Annotated in this window: 17 protein-coding genes and 1 CRISPR repeat array; of the genes, 6 read left to right on the plus strand and 11 right to left on the minus strand. The window is 46.5% G+C overall.

Annotated elements, in window-relative coordinates; translation table 11 throughout:
• Nucleotides 1–11: 11 nt before the first annotated feature.
• Entirely contained in the window at nucleotides 12–914 is a 903-nt protein-coding gene (locus tag IC804_RS11520; protein ID WP_008881427.1) for a glycine betaine ABC transporter substrate-binding protein, read from the minus strand.
• A 260-nt stretch (nucleotides 915–1,174) separates the two neighbouring features.
• On the opposite strand from IC804_RS11520, the gene IC804_RS11525 reads away from it, so the two are divergent.
• Both IC804_RS11525 and cas6 read left to right on the plus strand, forming a co-directional pair.
• Nucleotides 1,175–1,345 (plus strand): hypothetical protein, encoded by a 171-nt coding sequence (locus IC804_RS11525; RefSeq protein ID WP_171355543.1) that lies wholly within the window; start codon nucleotides 1,175–1,177, stop codon nucleotides 1,343–1,345.
• Between the two features lie 561 nt (nucleotides 1,346–1,906).
• Entirely contained in the window at nucleotides 1,907–2,653 is a 747-nt protein-coding gene (cas6, locus tag IC804_RS11530) for a CRISPR-associated endoribonuclease Cas6 (RefSeq protein WP_081157436.1), read from the plus strand.
• 715 nt (nucleotides 2,654–3,368) lie between these two features.
• Here the strand turns inward: cas6 and IC804_RS11535 are convergent.
• The 10 genes from IC804_RS11535 to IC804_RS11580 all read right to left on the minus strand — a co-directional run bounded on the left by IC804_RS11535 (nucleotide 3,369) and on the right by IC804_RS11580 (nucleotide 16,452).
• Nucleotides 3,369–4,537 (minus strand): IS3 family transposase gene (locus IC804_RS11535; RefSeq protein WP_087959838.1). Its coding sequence is split into 2 segments (ribosomal slippage): nucleotides 3,369–4,270 and nucleotides 4,270–4,537, totalling 1,170 coding nucleotides; the frame shifts between segments, so codons are not numbered across the junction.
• A gap of 106 nt (nucleotides 4,538–4,643) precedes the next feature.
• Nucleotides 4,644–5,207: a CRISPR direct-repeat array (repeat unit 36 nt; unit sequence GTCATAGTTCCCCTGAGATTATCGCTGTGGTATAAT).
• 99 nt (nucleotides 5,208–5,306) lie between these two features.
• A complete protein-coding gene (cas2, locus tag IC804_RS11540) occupies nucleotides 5,307–5,633 on the minus strand; it encodes a CRISPR-associated endonuclease Cas2 (protein ID WP_171355769.1) in 327 nt (108 codons plus the stop codon).
• Nucleotides 5,620–6,519 carry a type II CRISPR-associated endonuclease Cas1 gene (gene cas1 / locus IC804_RS11545; protein ID WP_081157434.1) on the minus strand — a complete coding sequence of 300 codons (900 nt, stop codon included), beginning with the start codon at nucleotides 6,517–6,519 and terminating at the stop codon, nucleotides 5,620–5,622. The genes cas2 and cas1 overlap by 14 nt, the downstream gene beginning before the upstream one ends.
• Nucleotides 6,464–9,712 carry a type II CRISPR RNA-guided endonuclease Cas9 gene (gene cas9 / locus IC804_RS11550; RefSeq protein ID WP_081157433.1) on the minus strand — a complete coding sequence of 1,083 codons (3,249 nt, stop codon included), beginning with the start codon at nucleotides 9,710–9,712 and terminating at the stop codon, nucleotides 6,464–6,466. The genes cas1 and cas9 overlap by 56 nt, the downstream gene beginning before the upstream one ends.
• A 387-nt stretch (nucleotides 9,713–10,099) precedes the next feature.
• Nucleotides 10,100–11,236, minus strand: coding sequence for an IS110-like element ISGka2 family transposase (locus tag IC804_RS11555; RefSeq protein ID WP_033025194.1), 1,137 nt, complete (start codon nucleotides 11,234–11,236; stop codon nucleotides 10,100–10,102).
• A gap of 474 nt (nucleotides 11,237–11,710) precedes the next feature.
• Nucleotides 11,711–12,949, minus strand: coding sequence for an MFS transporter (locus IC804_RS11560; RefSeq protein ID WP_081157432.1), 1,239 nt, complete (start codon nucleotides 12,947–12,949; stop codon nucleotides 11,711–11,713).
• Nucleotides 12,950–13,122: 173 nt separating this feature from the next.
• Entirely contained in the window at nucleotides 13,123–13,776 is a 654-nt protein-coding gene (locus IC804_RS11565; RefSeq protein WP_029761612.1) for a PspA/IM30 family protein, read from the minus strand.
• On the minus strand, nucleotides 13,736–14,257 hold the full coding sequence (locus IC804_RS11570) for a hypothetical protein (protein WP_029761613.1): 522 nt from the start codon (nucleotides 14,255–14,257) through the stop codon (nucleotides 13,736–13,738). Before IC804_RS11570 ends, IC804_RS11565 begins: the two co-directional genes overlap by 41 nt.
• A 169-nt stretch (nucleotides 14,258–14,426) precedes the next feature.
• Complete coding sequence (locus IC804_RS11575; protein WP_029761614.1) at nucleotides 14,427–15,800, minus strand: sensor histidine kinase; 1,374 nt, start codon at nucleotides 15,798–15,800, stop codon at nucleotides 14,427–14,429.
• Nucleotides 15,790–16,452: a response regulator transcription factor gene (locus IC804_RS11580; protein ID WP_008881421.1), complete on the minus strand. Its 663-nt coding sequence runs from the start codon at nucleotides 16,450–16,452 to the stop codon at nucleotides 15,790–15,792. Before IC804_RS11580 ends, IC804_RS11575 begins: the two co-directional genes overlap by 11 nt.
• 44 nt (nucleotides 16,453–16,496) lie before the next feature.
• Between IC804_RS11580 and IC804_RS11585 the strand changes: the two genes are divergently transcribed.
• The 4 genes from IC804_RS11585 (at nucleotide 16,497) to panF (ending at nucleotide 20,534) form a co-directional block, all read left to right on the plus strand.
• Nucleotides 16,497–16,640, plus strand: a complete 144-nt coding sequence (locus IC804_RS11585) for a hypothetical protein (RefSeq protein ID WP_190300600.1) — start codon at nucleotides 16,497–16,499, stop codon at nucleotides 16,638–16,640.
• Nucleotides 16,641–16,814: 174 nt separating this feature from the next.
• Nucleotides 16,815–18,023 carry a S1C family serine protease gene (locus IC804_RS11590; protein ID WP_081157431.1) on the plus strand — a complete coding sequence of 403 codons (1,209 nt, stop codon included), beginning with the start codon at nucleotides 16,815–16,817 and terminating at the stop codon, nucleotides 18,021–18,023.
• Nucleotides 18,024–18,768: 745 nt separating this feature from the next.
• The gene (locus IC804_RS11595) at nucleotides 18,769–19,068 is read left to right on the plus strand and encodes a YhdT family protein (protein ID WP_008881419.1); all 300 of its coding nucleotides are present in this window, start codon (nucleotides 18,769–18,771) and stop codon (nucleotides 19,066–19,068) included.
• Nucleotides 19,065–20,534 carry a sodium/pantothenate symporter gene (gene panF, locus IC804_RS11600; protein ID WP_190300601.1) on the plus strand — a complete coding sequence of 490 codons (1,470 nt, stop codon included), beginning with the start codon at nucleotides 19,065–19,067 and terminating at the stop codon, nucleotides 20,532–20,534. The genes IC804_RS11595 and panF overlap by 4 nt, the downstream gene beginning before the upstream one ends.
• Nucleotide 20,535: the final 1 nt, after the last annotated feature.

Raw genomic sequence — 20,535 nt, forward strand, 5'->3', positions numbered from 1 at the left:
TTCCTCACTTTCTAGTCGATCAGTCCTTCCGATTTCAAGAAGTCAATCGCCACCTTGCGCGGCTGTTTCCCTTCCAAGTTCACTTCGCCGTTGAGTTCCATCATTTTTTCGTCAGTTAAAATATTCGCTAGTTGATTGAGTTTTTCTTCCAATCCCGGGTTGGCATCCAACACTTCTTGGCGGATGATCGGTACGGCGTAGTATGGTGGGAAGTACTGTTTATCGTCTTTGAGCACAACGAGGTCATATTTCTTAATACGGGCATCCGTCGTGTAGGCTGTGATGACATCAATCTTTCCATTTTTCGCTGCTTCGTATTGCAAGTCTGGATCGATGTTGACCGTTTTCTTGAAGTGGAATCCGTACGTATCGACAAGCCCATCATAGCCGTCGCTTCGCTCAAAAAACTCGGCGTCTGACCCAAATGTGAGGGAAGATGAATGGTTCACTAAATCGGAGTACGTTTTAACTCCGAGCTTTTCAGCAAGGTCTCTCCGCATCGCTAATGCATACGTATTGTTAAATCCGAGTGATTTGAGCCAAGCGATGTTGTATTTTTCCTTATATAATTTCTTCGTTTCATTGTAGATTTGTTCGGGCGTTTTCGTTGGATCGTACGGCTGTTTTAAAATGTTTAAATACCCTGTCCCTGTATATTCAACATACATGTCGATGTCCCCGTTTTCAATGGCTTGCTGCAACATAAAGGCACCGCCTAAACTTTCCTTCACCTCGACATCCAAATCGGTGTTGGCTTTCACATATTCAGCTAGTACATGCGTCAAAATCATCTGTTCGGTAAACTTCTTTCCGGTAATTACGATTTTCCCTTTCGCATCACTTTTTCCGCTGCAGGCGGCCAATCCTAAAACAAGCCCGACAGCGAGCAAAGACATGAACCATTTTCGCAACATAATTCCTCCTTTTTCTGCTAGTATCATAGGGGAGAAGAGAATAAAAAAGCGGCAAAATGACGCGGAGGGGTGAAAAGCGTCATAATAAAAGGGTAACGTAATATGGGGGTAGCTGGCAAATTTGGTATCGGCCGATCTGTCCGTCTGTCGCTTGCTCTTGTAGTGATCAGTGTTCTCTCCTCCTTGATGCTTATAAATGCTCGGGAATGCTCTCAGATCCTCCCGAATACTCCGAACTCAAGATATTCTGGTTGACCCCAATGTTACCGCCGCCCCGTCAGTTTACCGGTCTCCCGAGCGGGCTCGCTAAGCTCGCCTTCGTCATCGCCGAAAGCTTGCGGCCCATGGCCAAGGAGATGAAGCAGCGCCAAACAGCAGGCGGCCAAGAGGTGGCCCTCGGGCGGCTGTTGTTCGGATGTTTCGAGACATAGTTTGCGATTGTGTGAAGAAGAGGAGCTCCAATTGCGAAATGAGGTGAGCGAAATAATGAATAGAATGGATGGCCTCGTACGAACAGTGGGGAATGGTGAAAGAAAAGATACATATTGCGAAGCGAATGCTGACGCAAGAGATATAACGTGAAGGCGATTAGTGAACTGACCCGATTGTCGGTGGCAGTGGTGGGAAAACTGAAAAAGTAGAAGATCCATGTGAGGACACTAAGAAGCAAGATTCGTTTGTCGTCGACCTCCAATCGTGCAAAAACCCCAGGGGGTCGACGACATTTGTGTTTGTCACTGGGTTCCTACAGCTATCACGAGCGAGCATGATTGACAGAATTTTTCGACCGTGTTATTCTGAAGGCAACAAGGGATGAAAAAGCTTGATATAACAGCACTTTTTGGGGTTTGTATCGTACCTATGAGGGATTGAAACTCTGTCGATGAACTGAATTTTTATTTCGCCTGCGGTTTTTATCGTACCTATGAGGGATCGAAACGCCTCTGCTTATAAATAAAGAAAGAAGGAATTATAGAAAGCAGGGTATTCTCATGAGACTGACCATTACCATGAATGGGCGGCAGGGTCCTGTGTCGCTGCCGCTTCATTATCAGCATTTGTTGCAAGGGCTATTGTATCGATCACTAGAAAGTAAACAACTCGCGACGTTTTTACATGAGATTGGATTCCGCCATGAGAAGCGGTCTTTCAAACTGTTTACGTTTAGCCGCCTTTTTGGACGACATGAAGTGGACCGGATGAAGAAAACGATACGGTTTTTGGACGAATTCCAATGGCATATCGATACGATCCTTCCAGAGTTGACCGAGCAACTCGGGCAGCAGTTGTTGCTGCGGCGGGAGATTTGGCTTTACGATCAGCCGGTTGAAGTCAAAAGTGTGAAAATGGACAAGGTTGAGATCCGTCAAAGCACAATCGAGGTGGCTATGCTTTCTCCGCTAACTGTATACAGCACATATGAGACGATCGATAGAAGAAAGAAAACTCATTTTTTCGGGCCGGATGATGAGGTATTTCCCCATCTCATTGAGCTGAATTTTCGCCATAAATATCAAGCGTACTATGGTGTCCCGCCGGTGGAGAGATTGTCAATTCAACCCGTTCATGTCCACCAACGCCATCGCGTTGTGACACTATTCAAAGATATGTATATTACAGGGTGGTTGGGGCATTACCGTCTCTCCTCTTCTCCCGAGCAGTTGACGTTTTTATACCACGTTGGCCTGGGCAGCCGAAATTCCCAAGGGTTCGGCATGTTCTGCCTAACGGGTAAGTAATTCGATTCCTCTATTGTCGTCGACCTCCAATCGTGCAAAAACCCCAGGGGGTCGACGACATTTGTTTTTGTCACTTGGTTCCTACAGCTATCACGGGTGAGCGTGATTGACAGAATTTTTTGACCGTGTTATTCTGAAGGTAACATGGGATGAAAAAGCTTGATATAACAGCACTTTTTGGGGGTTTGTATCGTACCTATGAGGGATTGAAACCTTTACGCAAACGCTCAGCCAGATCCTCGCTACACAGTTTGTATCGTACCTATGAGGGATTGAAACTATTTTGAAACGGAAGAGCGTAAACGCTATATTCCGTTTTTATCGTACCTATGAGGGGCGAAATAAGATATATATTACGTAAAAAATCACTTTAATCAACTATGTAGAAACTTACAAGTACCTGGAGGAAAAGTATGCACATCAGTCATAGTTCCCCTGAGATTATCGCTGTGGTATAATAAACTGCAAGTAATTGAGGTGGTGGAAAGTGTCATAGTTCCCCTGAGATTATCGCTGTGGTATAATAAACTGCAAGTAATTGAGGTGGTGGAAAGTGTCATAGTTCCCCTGAGATTATCGCTGTGGTATAATGTAACCGCTCTGCTATCTCTGCTTGCTCGAGTCATAGTTCCCCTGAGATTATCGCTGTGGTATAATAAAAGACTGGTGTTATGTCAAGAAAACGGACACGTTAAACAGAGAGAAATAGCTGAATTTATACAGCTACCTTTCTCTGATTAGCGTAGTAAGCAGCTTCAAATTCACATGGCGATACATATTCAAGAGCGGAATGACTTCTCTTACGGTTGTAGAAACATTCGATGTACTCAAAAATGGCTTGTTTCGCTTCTTTTCGCGTACGGAATCGATTCGGATAGATACATTCTTTCTTGATTAAGCTATGAAACGACTCGATACAAGCGTTATCGTAACAGTTCCCACGTCTCGACATGCTCACTTGAAAATGGTGTTCCTGTAAGAGCTGCTGATAGTCATTTGAAGCATATTGGCTCCCACGATCCGAGTGATGGAGGACTCTCCCTGTTGGTTTCTCGTTGTTTAACGCTCGTTGTAAGGCTTTAATGACTAACTCTTTCGTCATTTGGTTATCGATATACCATCCTACGATTTTACGGGTATATAAATCCATGATGCTCGCTAAATACAACCATCCTTCATCAGTAGGAATGTACGTGATATCGGCCATCCATACTTCATTTGGAGCCGTTGCTTGGAAGTTCTGTTCTAACAGATTCACATACACGTTGTAAGGATGATTACTATTCGTCGTTGCCTTGTATTTACGTACCGTAATGGATCTTAATCCTTCTTCACTCATGATGCGAGCGACTGTCTTTTGGGACACACCAATTCCTTGTTTGCGTAGTTCTTGCGTAATTTTCGGACTACCGTAAATCTTGCGTGACTTGAGATACTCATTTCGAATCTGTTGGGTCAGTTGTTCTTTTTTCTCTTTTTGGTTGCTTTTTGGTCGTTTCAGCCATGCATAATACCCACTTTTAGAAACACCGAGAACTTGGCACATCTTCACCACGCGAAATTCATTTCGATGTTGAAAAATGAACGCGTAAATCACTTCTGGTTTCTGGTGAAGATGCCTAACGCCTTTTTTAGGATCGCTAATTCCTCCTCCAGCTCTTGATTGCGACGGCGCAATTCGATGATTTCTTGGTTTTGTGGCTTGATATTTCCTGAACCTACAAAGCTTGTACCATTGCTTTCTTTGTATTCTTTGACCCAACGGTGAAGAGTGTTGTATGCCAAACCTAACTCTTTTGCCACTTGGGCGATGGACTTATCCCCCTCCAAGCATAACTCAACGGCTTGAATCTTGTATTCTTGATCAAATGTTCTCTTTTTCATGATTGGACACCTCGAACTGATTGTAATTAAGTTTATTATAATCTCTCTGTTCTCCGTGTCCACTTTTTAGACTAACATCACATGAACGTAAACGGGTTGCATGTCAGTCATAGTTCCCCTGAGATTATCGCTGTGGTATAATCAGCCACTAAATCAATATCTTGTCTAATTGGTCATAGTTCCCCTGAGATTATCGCTGTGGTATAATTCATCACGATAGAACATATACGGTGTTCCTGTCATAGTTCCCCTGAGATTATCGCTGTGGTATAATCAGCCACTAAATCAAGATCTTGTCTAATTGGTCATAGTTCCCCTGAGATTATCGCTGTGGTATAATAGCTTGGCAGACGTACAGCTTGAGAACGGAGTCATAGTTCCCCTGAGATTATCGCTGTGGTATAATAAAAGAGGAGGAATCGAAATGAGCGAAGTTGTCATAGTTCCCCTGAGATTATCGCTGTGGTATAATTGTAGCTTTCTCGTCGAATACTCGTTAAGAGTCATAGTTCCCCTGAGATTATCGCTGTGGTATAATCGTTTTCTTGAGTTATCAGAACGCGCGGCAGTCATAGTTCCCCTGAGATTATCGCTGTGGTATAATGCGAAAGGCTTGCTTGCTTACATGCTTTCTGTCATAGTTCCCCTGAGATTATCGCTGTGGTATAATACATGTCCAAAAAAGCCTGCAATCTCAAGGATCGCAGGCTTTTTTGTTTTAAAAAAACGAAACGGTGTTGCTTGAAAAAGGGGAACTGTTGTTGTTTTTTTAAAAAAGCGTCAGTTGTGTGGATGTGAGTTTCTTTTCTTGCACTGTTGGTTCCCCGAGAAGCAGTTGCATTTTTGCATATTGCTTTTCCGTTACGACCATTGCCCTTATGGATCCTTGAGGTGGTAGATTCTGCTTCAATCTCGCCAAATGTTTGTCTGTTGCTTCATGTCCATGGCAAACACGGCTGTAAACCGAAAATTGCAACATATCATATCCTTCGCTTAGTAGGAATGTACGAAATCGCCGGTATTCGCGCTTCTCCCGTTTGGTCACAACGGGTAGGTCAAAAAAGACGAGCAATCTCATAAATTTACTCATAAACATGCAATTGCAACGGAAGAAGTTCCGGCAATTTCAAAAGCGAAGGATCTTGGCTTCGGCTTGCAGTGACGAAACTTTTTGCCATTTCCTCTACTGCGTTTACCACGGTCAGTTTTTCTTCATTCAATAGTATATCCATATTGACTAAATTATATAAGTCTGCCCGAATTGAAGAAGAAAATTCATCATCTGGCTGGACATGATGAGCAACGTATAGGTCTACGAGCGGACGCAGTACTTCCATAAAATCGTCGGCAAGATTAAATTTGTTTAATTCATTGTCGTGATAAATCCCTAGACATGGGAAAAATCCATACCCGACGAGGGAACGGGCGACGAGTCCACGCATGATGGCATATCCATAGTTTAAAGCTGCATTTATGACTGAATCGCTTCGACGTGTAAACTCATTGCCGAATAAATATTGGAAATACTTTTTTGCCCCATATGCTTCACGGTTATTGCTATCTCCGGAGTCGACGGTTTTGCTGATGCGGTATAGTTCATCAGCTCCTTGTTTATTAAGGAATTCTAGACATTTTCCTTGATTGATCAACTTTTGAATGACAATTCGCTGCCAAATTCTTTTTTTAAAAGGTTTGGAGTAGGCGTACTGCATATGCAATACGCCTACTTGCCGCGAATGTTTTTGGAACGGTTGCCATATCCCGTTTGGAAGCCGCTTTTGGTCGCAAGTAAACAAGGCGATGTTATACTCTGCCATTTTGCTTAGAGCGACTGCAGTCACGCTTACGGCTTGTTCCTCGATGACAATGGAACAAATGTCTTCCAATGGAATCGAGATTTTTTCTTCCTGTTCAATCACGAGTTGATTATAACGGACGGATAGTTTCCCCGGCTTTCGAATGAGAAGATGACGCCACCCCAACTCTCTTTTCCCCTCTCACTTTGTAGATGTTGCCTAGCACATCTACTTGGTATTTCTCGAATCGTTTGAGGGTTCTTGAACCGATGCTGCGGAGCGAAAAGCTGTTATCATGGCTAACCAAACTTAACCCTCCATTGGAGGAGTCGATGGTTTGATAATAGGCGAACAGATCCTTAATTTTGATTTCTTCCCCCACAGCAGTCTTTATTGTTTTTTCTCGGGGAAATTCGATACGGATAAGATCATTTGGGTATAGACTGAATCGGAATGTATAGTCCTCCGTCATTTCCTTCCACTCAGAGTACGGTTTGTTCGGCTCGATCGCCTTGTTTGGCAAGATCCCTTTCATCATATCTATTGTATAGATAGGGACACAATAATATTTGCCATCTTTCTCAAAGACGTCGACCCGCACGATGTTGCTGTTGTAGGCGACTGTTTTGCCATCGTTGAGCGGAATAACTTGATTTGTCGTATCGATGATTTTGATTGTTCGGATGATAGGACCTAGTTCTCCGTTCTTCTTCGGTTTATACAGAGGCTCTTGAAACGCCTTTTTTGGGTCATTGTTATGTTCAAGCAACCGTTGGCGAATGGCTTCATATGTCCTTGGATCGCTTTCTTTCCCGTACATTGGGAAATGACCTGTTTTATCCAGTTGGATCTCGGATAGTTTCTTTTTGACGACCGTCTGTATTTTTCCGCTCCGTTCGTCGATGCCGATATAACGCCGCAATGTTTCTTGATGAGCCGCTCCTGTTATGCTCCGCTTCGGCATTCGGGAGACAAAAACCGGCTGCAACGATTCGAGTTTCTCGTTATCATAATTTCCAAGATTGAGAGCTTTTATACTCTCCTTTGGATTTTTTGATAAACGCGCCTGCAGTTCATCAGCAAAGTGCGGCCAAGGCTGCGGAAACTGCGGATCCGTCTTTTTGGACAGTTCTTTGTTTTGTTCGCGCCGTTGATAGAAGGCGGTGACTCGGGCGATATCGCTCGGCGTTGTGCAGGCGACGATGGCAGCATCGACGGCATGATGCAAATTCGATTCTTCCCGGTTTTTGTTAAAATTCCAACGGCTGCGTAAATGGGCGGTAATACGGCCGTTGACCGTGTATACTTTTTGTTTGTCATCGCTGTCGGCGAATTTGAGATGTTCACGAATAAAGTTAGCCAAGAAGCGTGAGATATAACGGGTATCATTTAGATTACGATTTTTAAACTCATTTTCTTCGTTTTCATCGTAATGAAGCCGAAGGAGTCGATCCCGCTTCTTTTTCGAAAACTGCTTATTTGTCAAGACAAACGTCTCGAACTGTTGCCAACGTTCTGAGCCTAATCCTAAATATTCAGCTGGGGTGCGGTTTCCTTTTTCACGGTTCTCCTTTGTCAACACAAGAACTTTATTGGTATAGCTATCGTCCAAGCTTCGGCTGTATGGAATCACATGGTCGACTTCTGTATAGCCTGGTTCGAGCAACCGCTCGATTTCGATCGGTTGGAGTGAATAGGCACATTTTCCGTTTTGTTCGCTCCATAGTTTGAATTTCACAATGTCAAGCCCAGTTGGATTGAGCGTCAGCCCATATTCAACAAGTTGGCGAATGGCAGTTTCGTTTTTCTTTCGGTTTCCTTCCTGTTCTTTCTGCATTTTACGTCGTTCATCAAAGGATTGTGATAGTTCCCGGGCCAGTTCGATATGGATGGAGACCGGTGAGCCGTACTTTTTGATAATGGCATTGACCACTTTGCGTGCCTGTGTCAGTGCGCGCATGACGACCGGATTGGCGATCGGCGGAATGTTCGGCAGCAATACCGTTTTCTGTTTTTTCTTTGGCCCTGTAAATGTATATCCTGCTCGTTCACAAGCGGTTGAGTAGACTTCGCCTTGTTCCATATATGGAAGGATGTTGCGAAGCGCTTTAAGGGATAGATGACCAAACTTAGAAAACGATAAGTTTAAAAGTTCTTCAATCAATTCTTCATCATAGACTTTATCCGCTAGATTTTCCATTCGTTTTCCATTTTGTTCGTATTCGTTTCGCAAGTAACTGCGAATGTCGGTGTCGTCTTTAAACATCGTTAATGCGTAGCCAAATGTATCAAAATCAATCGGACGAAATGATTTTGCTGCTCCTTTGCCATAGACGCTGTCGATCGCTTTCCGTATTTTATGATAGGCGCCGAGTTCAAGGAAGCGAACTTTCTCATTTTCCTTCAGCGTGGTGTTTCGGTCATATAAAAGACCTTTAAAACGGGTGTCGTCAGGCAAGTTAAGCAATGTTCGAACATCATGGAAGGTGATTTTATTTTTATGAAATGCTTGCTTGTATATAAGACGACGTTCATCATCGGTTAGTGCCCGGATGCCTCCCGGGGAGACAAGACGAAGTTTGTTAATATGTTCCCAGACGGTGAAGGACTGGAATGTGTATGTTGCTTTTGGCGCGCGTTTTTCTTTAGGCTCAAACGTACAGAAACCGACTTTTTTCTCGATATCATCCTTAGAAGCAAAAGGGCGTTGCGATGCCCAAATGGAAATATACTCGTGTTCAAATGCTTCTGTGCAAACGATGTTCCCATATTCGCGCTGTTTGGCGAAAATCAGTTTGATTTCCCGTTCAAGATCGTCGCGGGCAACAGTGTTGGTGTAATTATCCTCTTTATTACGCTTGTGCAGGGAAAATTTCGGATCCTTGACAACCATTTCTGCAACCGTTCGGTAACTTGAAAGAATGGATTGGTTTTCTTCAATATGTTTGAGCATCGTACTGTTTTCTTTGTTGGTGCGCTCACTCTTGCGGTTGGATCTAAATCCACGCCGTTTAGCCAGATGAAGAAGGATGCGGGCTAATTCATCGTTATTTAGTTTTCGATCCAGTGCTTCAACACGAAGCTGCCAGACGTCGATTTCGTGCTTTTTTTCAAACAGCTTGTTCAGCTCTTCCTTCGTTAAAATTCCTTCGCGGATGAACAGGCGGCGAATGCGCTCCAGTCGATGTTTGCGACGCCGCAGACGACGTCGGGCGGAGCGGGCGAGGCGACGTGGAAGAGCTAGTGACTCCCCGGTTTTCGGGTTTTCCGCTCTGTCAAAAATGCGGACACCTAAATCTTCGATGCGAGGAATGTCCAAATTAATGACAGCCCAACCGATAGACGTAATGCCGATATCAAGACCGATTTTATACTTCATATTGTTTTCCCCTCCCATGCACAATAGTTTTATAGTAAAAAAGACCTTGACGTTTTCCGCCAAGGTCTTCGTTCGCCTAAGAGTGGGGAATGCCCGAAGAAAGCGGGCGATAGGCGATCCCCAACGCCACGGGTCAGTCTGCCTATAGGCAGAAAGCCCTTATCATAGTAACCCTGAGATCATTGCTGTGGTATAACCCTATTACTATAATAATGTTTATATTTGGGAAAATCAAGTCCTTTTTTCGTGAAAATCCCCACCACTTGGTGAGTGCGGTATACGCTCCTGATCCGTGCGGGTATACTGAAAATGGCCAAAAAAGGCAATAGGAAAGCAGAGGTGCCCGATTTTAGGCATCTCGTATAACCTGTCTGCCTTTTGGCTAGACTAAATAAGTTGTGGTTGGCGGAACGGCTCTTTGCGGGAGATCATGCAAAAGATGATCACCAACATCCGCCGAGCAATGGCGATGAGGGCTTTTTTCTTCCCGCACCGGGCCGCCAACGACCAAAACTTTCGGGACAAGGGATGCGTCTTGGATCGAGCTGCTGACCATGCCGCCTCGCATAACGCCGATCGGAGATGGGGATTGCCTTTTGTCGTGCGCGTGCTCTTTCGCTTTCCGGCGCTTTCATGGTTGCCGGGGGACAATCCAGTCCATGAAGCCGCCCGTTCCGGCGTTTCAAAGACGCTCATGTCGGTTCCCATCTCGGCTATGATGACGGCGGCGGTTTGTTTTTTCACTCCGGGCATGGTCATCAGCAATTCGACTTCCTCGCGATACGGCTCGAGCAGGCGGTCGATGTGCTGGTCGACTTCTTCGATTAACTGCTCCAATTCCTCAACGTGTTTCCACAAGAGGCGAAGGAGACGGAGCTCGTGTTCGGTCAAGGTGCCGAGCAGCGAATCGTACACCGCTTGCTTTTTCTTTTTGAGCCTTCCGCGCAGGCATTGATCCAACTCGTCCTTGTCCACGTATCCCTTCTCAAGCAGCCGGGCGAGGATGTCTTTTCCGGAAACGCCGAAGAGATCGGAGAGGACCGAGCCGAGTTTGACATTGGAAGACTCGAGCACTTTTTGAATCCGGTTTTTCTCCGAAGTCAGCTGTCCGACCCACTTTTTGCGGAGGCGGGTAAAATCCCGCAATTCGCGAATATCCGCTGGGGGGACGAAACTTTTTTCAACGAGTCCATGGCGGAGCAGCTTGGCGATCCACTCGGCGTCAGAGACATCGGTTTTTCTTCCCGGGACATTTTTGATCCGCTGCGGATTGGCCAGTGTCAAGTCGACATAGCCCTCGAGGAAGGCGAAGACCGGTTTCCAATACACGCCGGTGGATTCCATGGCGACATGGGTAACGCCATGTTCTTCGAGCCACTCAAGCAGGTCGCCAAGTCCCTTCGAGAACGTGGAGAAGGTTTGAATGTCCTTTTGAATGTGTCCATCTTCTTCCCATAGCGCGCAGGCGACGATGGTTTCGGCATGAACATCCAATCCTGCGCAGCGAGGATAGATGACATCCATGATGAAAATCCTCCTTTTCGATGATCGAGTGCGCAAACAGCGAATCCACGGGAGAAATGCGGCAGTTTTCCGTTCGTCGTCACCTTTCCTCCGCATCGGGAAAGGGCGGACAATGGGTGGTGCACCCAGTGGATTCGAACGCTTTTCTGTACAGGGTCCAAGCCACCATTAAGTATAACGTCCTATTGAGCTGTTTGCGCCTACTCTTCATTATGGGAAGAAAAGGGGGATTTTCATGCCCGGGTGGAGAGCAAAAATTGCTCATGGAACTTTTCTGTGAAAGTGTGTGCCCCTTAGTTCCTCATTTCCATGCCTAGGTAAGGAGCAAACCTTGCTCATGGGTTTTTTTATTTTTTCATAGAAAAATCCCCTCCATAGTAAACAGATCCGCGGGCTTTCTTTTTCTGTCTACTATAAGGGGATCATCTCATTTCTTTACGGACACCTTCTTTGCGTTCGATTCCGACAAGACGCTTAGTGCCGACTATGAAGGCGATGTGTCCAAGTGGTGAGTTTTTCTTTCATCTCTTTGCGCCACACGCTTGATGAACGACGATGGGCATAGCCGACTAAGGCGCCGGTGACAATGAGCAAGAGGCTGGAGAAGGCAAAAATGTAGGCGATGGAAAATAGACTGGCGATGGAACCTGCAGCGGTAGGACCGGTCAAGTTGCCAAGAAAGCGGCTGCTGGCGGTGACGCCGAACACCCGCCCTTGAATGCGGCGTGGGCTTTGCACATTGATGAGTGCCTGAATGGCTGGCCATACGCCGCCGACTACCAGCCCTTGCAAGAAGCGCCACACGTACAGGGCGTAAATATTGTCTGTCCATACTTGCGGCAAGGCGAACAAACCGGACAGCACAAGCAGTATCGGTAATGTTTTCTCCTGCCCGATCCGGTCGCCGAGTTTTCCTAAGTACGGCGCGCCGATGATCGTCGCAATGCCGGTGATGGATGAGGCGAGGCCGGACAGAAATGCAAGATTGCTTGTGTTGCCGACTAACGATTGGACAAAAATGGTCATCATCGAATTGACGCCAAGAACGGCGATTTGTACAAGAAACGTAGCGATAAACAAGATGATGAGCGGCCGATGTTCGAACACTTCCTTGAAGCTCGCTTTGTTCTTTTTCGTCTGCGGCACGACCGGATCTTTTTCGAGCCAAAACATTACAGGCAAGAGCGTAAGCAAGATGCAAAGCCCGGTCACCAAAAACACCGGACGGAAGCCAAATAGGTCGGATAAAGCGCCGCCGATGAGCGGTCCGATAATGTTGCCGGCGATACTTCCGGTTTGCAGTGTTCCGAGTGCCTCGCCGCTATGGTCTTTTGGAACGATGCGGGCCAAATAGGAAAACGAGACGGTGATGAATCCCGAGAAAAAGCCAACAAGAAATCGGAGCACAAGCAGTGCCATCGGCGATGCGGCAAACGCCATGCAGGCGGTGAGGAGGCCCATGCCGATTCCAGCGCGAATCAAATTGGCGCGCTGGCCGTATTTATCGGCAAACATGCCCCAAATCGGTGCCATAATCGCAGCCGATAAAAAGGTGGCGGAAAAGACGAGCCCTGTCCACATGCTTAAGGCATGATGTTCAGTGACACCCATTTGCCATAGGAAGAGCGATAAAAAGGGAATGACCATGGTCATTCCAGCCGAAACCATAAAATTGCACAGCCATAAAATGCGGACGCTTCGCTTCCAGTCCATGGGAGGTCATCTCCTGAATTATTTCGTTTCTCTAATCATTCTACTACAATGGAAAAATAGAGGAAATGATTTTGCTCATCCATGGCGGGAAATCAACTAGAGCGGAACAAACCAATCCCCCTTGCCAGGTGGGGCAAGGGGGTCATCTATGTGAAAAGGGGGGGAGGGGGAGATTAGGCGTTCGTCGATTGGGCTTCCTTCCATTTCGCTAATTCACGTTCCACTTCTTCCTCAAACGGCACAGGGGACAACACAGCGTTCGTTCCGAATCGAGCAGCGGACGCTTCGGCTTCTAACGCGATGACGCGTTCTTCCATGCGGGCGAAGCCGCGCAGCGCCTCATCGGCAGAAAACGAAGCGAGTGTCGTGTCGATTTGTTTTAACGCTTTGGCAGCATTGACGCGTGCGGTGAGCTCTAGCTGTTTGGCGGCAAGCTCGTCATATCGTTCGCGCAGCTGATTGAGGCGGCGGACGATTTCGGCTGTTTTTGCTTTGATCGTTTCATATTGTTGCTTGTAGGTTTCTAGTTTCTTCTCATACAGCAGTTTGTCGCCCAATGCCAACTTGGCGACGGCTTCTTCGTTGCGTTCGAGCGCCAACTTGGCTTGACGATTCCGCTTTTCCACCGTTTCTTCCGCTTGCGCGATGAGCGTTGCATAACGCTGTTCGGTGACCCATTGTTGGGCGAGCGCTTGGCGCCCTTGTTCGAGTTGTTGTTCGAGTTCGCGTAAATATTGTTTCGTCATGGCGATCGGATCTTCCCATTGATCGATTTGTTCGTTCACTTCAGCGAGAACGATTGTTTTGATCCGGCGGAACACACCCATTTGTTTTGCCCTCCTTTTGTACAATTTTTTCCCATTCATCGAGCCAGTCGGTGGAAATGGGTGCGGTTGTTGGTTTCCATGTTTCCGCGGCTACTGATTTTCGCGTTTGATGGCGTCCGAAGGCATATACGGCGGCCAGCGCCAATCCGAGTAACACCCATTTCGGCAACAGGGCGGCGATCCCTAAGGTGATAAGCGCCCAGCCAATCCAGCGCTTCGATCGCTTCGCCACAAGCCATATCGCGCCAACGCCGACAAGCAGCAGTGGGATGAACCACATGAGCAAGCCGGGAATCAACCAGCCTGCGCGCGGCTCTACACGAAAGATCAGGTGGTGATGCCCAAAGCCGCCGTGCATGCCGTCAAACAGAACACTTAGGCGCCTGTACACGATCACTTCATGTGGCGTGAGCACATGAAATAGGCTGACCCCGGCGAGCACAATAAGGGCGAGCAGAGCGAGCGCTCGAAGTTTCTTCAATATCGACACCTCCTTTTTCGGTGGTGGACTAGCTTACAGTTTGCATTGTAGTAGGCGAAGGAGAAAATTAGGTGAAAAGCGAAATCTTTTTAAACTGATTGTGGATAGAGAATGAAAGGTGTCCCGTTCTATAGGGGACACCTTTTGTTGTGATAAAAAAAGCTGTGGGTTAAGCGGGCAGGAGGACAAGAAATTCTGTCCCTTGGCCGAGTTGGCTTTGAACGTGGATCGTACCACCATGGGCGTCAACGATCCATTTGGCGATCGATAGTCCCAGACCGTGGCCACCTTGTTGGCGGGAGCGCGCTTTGTCGACACGGTAGAAGCGGTCGAAAATCCGGCCCATATCTTCCGGCGGAATGCCGATGCCGGTGTCTTTGACGGAAAGGACAAATTGTTTCGGTTCGGTGCGGATCGACAGCGTCACATTCCCGCCTTCTGGGGTGTATTTGATGGCGTTATCAAGCAAAATGTATAGCAGTTGCGTCAACTTGTCCGGATCGGCTGTCACCATCGCCTGCTCCGGGGCGTGAAAATTCATTGTGATCTGTTTTTTCGCTGCCAGCTCCGAGATGAGCTGGAATGTTCGCTCAGCGTGCGGGCGGAAGTCAAACGTTTGTTTCGCCAGCTCCAACGCGGCATGTTTTGCATCCGCGCGGGCGAGCGTCAAGAGGTCGTTCATCAACTTCGTGATCCGCTTCAACTCTTCACGAAGGCGATCGAGCAGACGGTGGGCCAATTCGTTTTTCATCACATCTTCTTCCAGTGTGAGCGCCTCAACGGATGAAAAGACGACACTAAGCGGCGTGCGCAACTCATGCGAGGCGTCGGCGACAAACTGGCGCTGCCGCTCGTACGCTTCTTCAATCGGCACGAGAGCTCGCTTGGACATAAAGAAACTAAGCGCCACCCCGACGGCGAGAAACAGAATGGCAAGACCGATGAGCACGATCAGCAGCCAATGAAACACTCCAAAAAACGATGTCACGTCCATCCCGATATAAAGCATGCCGACGACATCTCCCCGAATGACGAGCGGGTGGGCGGCGGTGAGCACTCGCCAATCACGCGCAGCGTCGCGGGCTAGGCCTGGCATATGTTTAGGCAATGATACGGTCAGATAGACTGGGGTCTGTTCGTTCGTGTCCAGATGAGACAAGGCGCTTAAAAAATACGGGCGCAGGCGCCGGTGGACTTCATCCCCGGCGAGCAGACGGCCGGTTGGGCTGATGACGTAAAAAAAGAGTTGATCTTCGCTGAACAGCACGAGACTTTGGTCATCGAACAAGTCAAAATTGCTTTGTTTTAACAAAAACTGTTCAATGGTATTGGCCTCCTGTTCGGCGAGGCGAGTGATGCGCTGCTCTTGCTCGGATGTCGTGATCCAATAAAACAAGGCGGCGGCAATAACGACAAACAAAGCGAGAAATAAGGTGAAAATGCCGCTATAAAGCGCGGTCAGCCGCCAATGAGTGCGGCGGAACAAGTCCGCGTTACCTAAACGGCGCAGCCATTGGCGCCACTCGTTCCAGTTATTTATCAATTTTATATCCCACTCCCCGCACCGTTTGGATGACATCGTCTTTCAACTTTTTACGAAGCAATTTAATCGTCGCGTCAATCGTTTTCATGGATACATCAGCGTCCCATCCCCAGACGCGGTCTAGGATCGTCTCGCGCGGCACAACTTGGCCTTGGTTTTGGACGAGAAGATCGAGAAGCTGAAACTCGCGCGGGGTAAGGGAAATTTCCTCATTATTGCGATGCAGCGTATGGCTTGTTCGATTCAACGTGAAGCCGTGAAAAGTTACTGTTTCCTCTTGAAGCGGGACGAACGTGCGCCGAGCGAGCGCTTTTAAGCGGGCAACAAGTTCATCAATTTCAAACGGCTTAACCAAATAATCATCCGCCCCAGCTTCAAGCCCGGTGACGCGGTCTTGCACTGCGTCTTTTGCCGTCAGTATCAAAATGGCGCCCGTATAACCATTTTGCCTCAATCGTCGGCAAATATCGACTCCATCGCCGTTTGGGAGCATCCAATCGAGCACGACGACATCGTAAAACTCCGCCATCGCGTAGTCGTACGCGTCTTCTCCTTCTTGTACCCAGTCGATATGGTCAATCCCTTTTTTCTTTAACAAATGGACGATTAGTTCCCCTAAGTGGAGATCATCTTCGGCGAGCAATACTTTCATGGCCGTTCCTCCCGTTTCCCATCATTTCTTTTATCATAACAAAGATGCGTGAAAAAAAGGTGAAAATCAGAAGGGAAGGGAGGAGTCACTCCGAAGAGATGGTTTCTTTCACTATTTTTTCACTTTTCTTGACTATGATGATGGGGGAAGAGGAAATGGGAGGAACAGAAGATGCGATTGAGCTCTAGTATGACGCCGACAGCTAAGTGTCGGACTGGGTGGTCTTCGCTATGCGTGCGACCGATAGATGTCGGCGATAGGATGGTGTTTCATCCGCCTTTTCGCTGTTTCGCCAGAATGCGAGCCAATCTGTCTAATGCTTGGTTATCGATGACGATTCATCATCAAGGAGGAGAAGAGCTATGGACATGATGACATTCGAACCAACACCACCCCCACAACCGAAACGACGCGGTCGTTTCGTGTCATGGCTGGCGGCTTCTGTCGCGGGAGCGGTGATCGGCAGCGTGGCGACATGGTATGTGGCGCCCAAATGGCTGAATCAAGGAAACGTCGCCCAAACCCAATTGACCCAAACGAATGGGAAAAAAAGTGAAACATTGCCGTTGCAGCCGACTGCGAGCACAAACACGAATATGATCGCGGCGATCAACGAAGTGGCTGATGCTGTCGTTGGGGTCATCAACATCCAGAAGCAAGCGGATTTTTTCTCTAACCAAGTGCAAAATACAGAAGCGGGAACAGGTTCGGGCGTGATTTTCAAAAAAGATGGCAATACGGCATACATTGTGACGAACAACCATGTCATTGAAGGAGCGAACGAAGTCGAAGTGGCACTTGCGAACGGAAAAAAAGTGAAAGCGGACATCGTTGGCGCCGATGCGTTAACCGATTTGGCCGTCTTGAAAATTCCGGCCAATGGCGTAACGAAAGTAGCGAGTTTCGGCGACTCGTCAAATGTACCAATCGGCGAACCAGTCGCGGCAATCGGCAATCCGCTTGGCCTTGACTTGTCGCGGACGGTGACGGAAGGGATCGTCAGCGGCAAACGGACGATGCCCGTATCCACCTCAGCGGGTAATTGGGAAATCGATGTCATCCAAACCGACGCGGCGATCAATCCGGGCAACAGCGGCGGTGCGCTCATTAACAGCGCCGGGCAAGTCATTGGCATCAACAGCATGAAAATTGCCCAAACGGGTGTTGAAGGACTCGGCTTTGCCATCCCGAGCGAAAACGCCCAACCGATCGTCGAGCAGCTCATGAAAGATGGAACAGTCAAGCGCCCGTACCTTGGTGTCCAACTCGTCGATGTCGCTGATTTGTCTGCCGACGTACGCAACGACGAACTGAAACTTCCATCAAGCGTGACACAAGGCGCTGCTGTCACCGCAGTCGAACCGTTCTCGCCTGCGGCCGAGGCCGGGTTGAAGTCGAAAGATGTCATCGTGGCAATCAATGGGGATAAAATCGACAGCGTCAGCACCTTGCGCAAATATTTGTATACAAAAACATCGGTAGATGAACGCATCAAACTGACCATTTATCGCGATGGATTCGAGACAACCGTTTCGGTGACGCTCAAAACCAAACAAAACAATCAATCATAAGAAAATAACGCCTCTTTTCGGCTGTATCAGCTGGGAAGGGGCGGTTTTTTATTTGAAAAGCCCCCCTGCGAATACAATCGACTTGACGGTGGTGATCACGCATCTTTACTGCAGGATCGACGAAAAGACTCTGAATAGCGCGGAGGAACCACTACAGCACTTAGGATGTGTAGGATGACGGCTTCGATTCCCTTCTGGTACATACAGCAACGAGGTGAGAAGGAGAATGGGAAGCAGATGAAGGCAGCTGAGATTCCATCCAATGTGGTGAGATGCTCAAATCCTCGGTCGGCGTCCGGTTATATTGCTGATCTGAAAAGGAGTGTGTGGTAGACTTGGTAGGTAGTTTGACGTTGTTTCAAAGAGTTTCTCTTTGAAGCGAAGACAAGGGGAGATGAATCAGGAGGTGTCTTATTCACAAAAACGAGCTTACATTCTATAACAAGATTATCCTATCAAGTAGAGAAGGAGGGAATATCATACCCTTATAGCCAAAAAATATTTCTCTGAGTATCAAAGGAGAATTGGGGACGTTTGATGTCTGTGACTAGGAAGCTATCCGTGTAAGGTTTTCATGAGTTTCAACATAACAACAGTGTTCGAACAGCATATTTTTACATAATGAAAAACAAATCTGTCTGTTTATTTAACAGAATGTATAATGAAATTAACGATCTGATAATATAGAATATTTTTTGAATTTTGTCTTTATTAAATATTCTATAAATGGATGGGGGTTCTATGAGTGAAACATGACATTTTTTCAAAAGACCCACGCTATAAAATAGCTCGCAAGGAAGTTTGGATTGGGATAGGTTTGGTGATTTTCAATTTTATTTGGTGGTATGGTTTTGCTTATGGATTAGGATCTGTACCGGCTAACCAATACAGCTATATCTTTGGATTTCCTGCTTGGTTTTTTTACAGCTGTATCCTTGGTTTAATTGTTATGTCCTTGCTTGTTTTCACTGTTGTTAAATTCTTTTTTAAAGAAGTTCCGTTTGACGAGGACGAAATCGATGGAGAAGGGAGGGGGGTAAAATGAATCGGGAAGTAATTATACCATTAATCATATTCCTTTTGATCACTTTTAGCGTTGGGGTCTGGGCGAATAAATATGTCAGTAAAACTAATTCCTTCCTTCAGGAATATTTTTTAGGGAGCAGGGAATTAGGTGGGTTTATTTTAGCCATGACTATGATGGCTACATATGGTAGTGCCAGTAGTTTTATTGGAGGACCGGGTGTTGCTTATACGACGGGATTAGGTTGGGTTTTGTTGTCAATGGCACAACTACCAGCAGGATACTTTGTGTTAATGATTCTTGGAAAGAAGTTTGCTATTGCAGCAAGAAAGTATCAAGCAATTACCTTAATCGATTTTTTGAAATCAAGATATGAAAGTAAATGGGTTGTGCTACTCTCCGCTTTAAGCATCATTATCTTCTTATTTTCAGCAATGGCTGCTCAATGGGTAGGGGGAGCTAGATTAATTGAATCGTTAACAGGTTTGTCCTATACAACAGCACTATTTATTTTTGCTGTTTCTGTGTTGGTCTATGTTATAATTGGTGGTTTTCGGGCTGTGGCTATGACGGATGCTATTCAGGGAACCGTTATGTTTATTGGTACTTTCATTCTACTCATTGCCACCATCGTTGCCGGTGGAGGAGTATCAAACATTATCTCAGAGCTAGCGACAGAAAATCCAAATTTAATAACGCCATTTGGTGCGGAAGGAGAACTTACTCCATTATATGTATCTTCATTTTGGATTTTAGTAGGTGTTGGAGTTGTCGGATTGCCACAGATCACAGTTCGAGCCATGTCTTATAAAAACGCTAAGGCGATGCATCGAGCAATTATTATTAGTACCGTATTTGTTGGTTTTATTATGCTTGCTATGCATCTAATTGGAGTTTTTGCACGAGTAATTATACCAGGTGTAGAGATAGGCGATAAGGTAATGCCATTGCTTACCCTTCATGTTCTGCCTGCTTGGTTAGCAGGGATTGTATTGACTGCTCCATTGGCTGCTATTATGTCTACAGTAGACTCTTTGTTAATATTGGTTAGTTCTTCTATAGTGAAGGATGTTTATCTAAACTACATCAAACCGGAAGCAACGGAGAAACAAATTAAAACAGCAAGTTTTGGAGTAACAACGATTATTGGAATACTAGTTTTTCTGATGGCATTAAGTCCTCCAGATTTGTTGATTTGGCTAAATCTTTTCTCTTTTGGCGGTTTAGAGGCTGCGTTTATTTGGCCAGTTATTCTAGGACTGTATTGGAAAAAGGGGAATAAATACGGAGCCATTGCTTCCATGATTGTTGGTGTTGGCTCGTATATTGTCATTCACACATACTTTGGTAATTTATTCGGTTTACACACCGTAGTAGTGCCTGTTCTTTTATCATGCATTGTTTATGTGCTTACTAGTCTAATTACAAATAAAACGATGGGAATGAAAGTAGACTATGGGTTAAGTCATCAAACAAAGGAGGTTTAAT

Origin of the sequence: Geobacillus sp. 47C-IIb (genome assembly GCF_014679705.1) — a bacterium.
GTDB classification, from domain to species: domain Bacteria; phylum Bacillota; class Bacilli; order Bacillales; family Anoxybacillaceae; genus Geobacillus; species Geobacillus thermodenitrificans.

Bases quoted from the DNA above. Each gene is read 5' to 3' on its own strand.
- IC804_RS11520 (WP_008881427.1), bottom strand. From the start codon at position 914: ATGTTGCGAAAATGGTTCATGTCTTTGCTCGCTGTCGGGCTTGTTTTA.
- IC804_RS11525 (WP_171355543.1), top strand. From the start codon at position 1,175: ATGTTACCGCCGCCCCGTCAGTTTACCGGTCTCCCGAGCGGGCTCGCT.
- cas6 (WP_081157436.1), top strand. From the start codon at position 1,907: ATGAGACTGACCATTACCATGAATGGGCGGCAGGGTCCTGTGTCGCTG.
- cas2 (WP_171355769.1), bottom strand. From the start codon at position 5,633: ATGTTTATGAGTAAATTTATGAGATTGCTCGTCTTTTTTGACCTACCC.
- cas9 (WP_081157433.1), bottom strand. From the start codon at position 9,712: ATGAAGTATAAAATCGGTCTTGATATCGGCATTACGTCTATCGGTTGG.
- IC804_RS11555 (WP_033025194.1), bottom strand. From the start codon at position 11,236: ATGGATGTCATCTATCCTCGCTGCGCAGGATTGGATGTTCATGCCGAA.
- IC804_RS11560 (WP_081157432.1), bottom strand. From the start codon at position 12,949: ATGGACTGGAAGCGAAGCGTCCGCATTTTATGGCTGTGCAATTTTATG.
- IC804_RS11565 (WP_029761612.1), bottom strand. From the start codon at position 13,776: ATGGGTGTGTTCCGCCGGATCAAAACAATCGTTCTCGCTGAAGTGAAC.
- IC804_RS11580 (WP_008881421.1), bottom strand. From the start codon at position 16,452: ATGAAAGTATTGCTCGCCGAAGATGATCTCCACTTAGGGGAACTAATC.
- IC804_RS11585 (WP_190300600.1), top strand. From the start codon at position 16,497: ATGCGTGAAAAAAAGGTGAAAATCAGAAGGGAAGGGAGGAGTCACTCC.
- IC804_RS11590 (WP_081157431.1), top strand. From the start codon at position 16,815: ATGGACATGATGACATTCGAACCAACACCACCCCCACAACCGAAACGA.
- panF (WP_190300601.1), top strand. From the start codon at position 19,065: ATGAATCGGGAAGTAATTATACCATTAATCATATTCCTTTTGATCACT.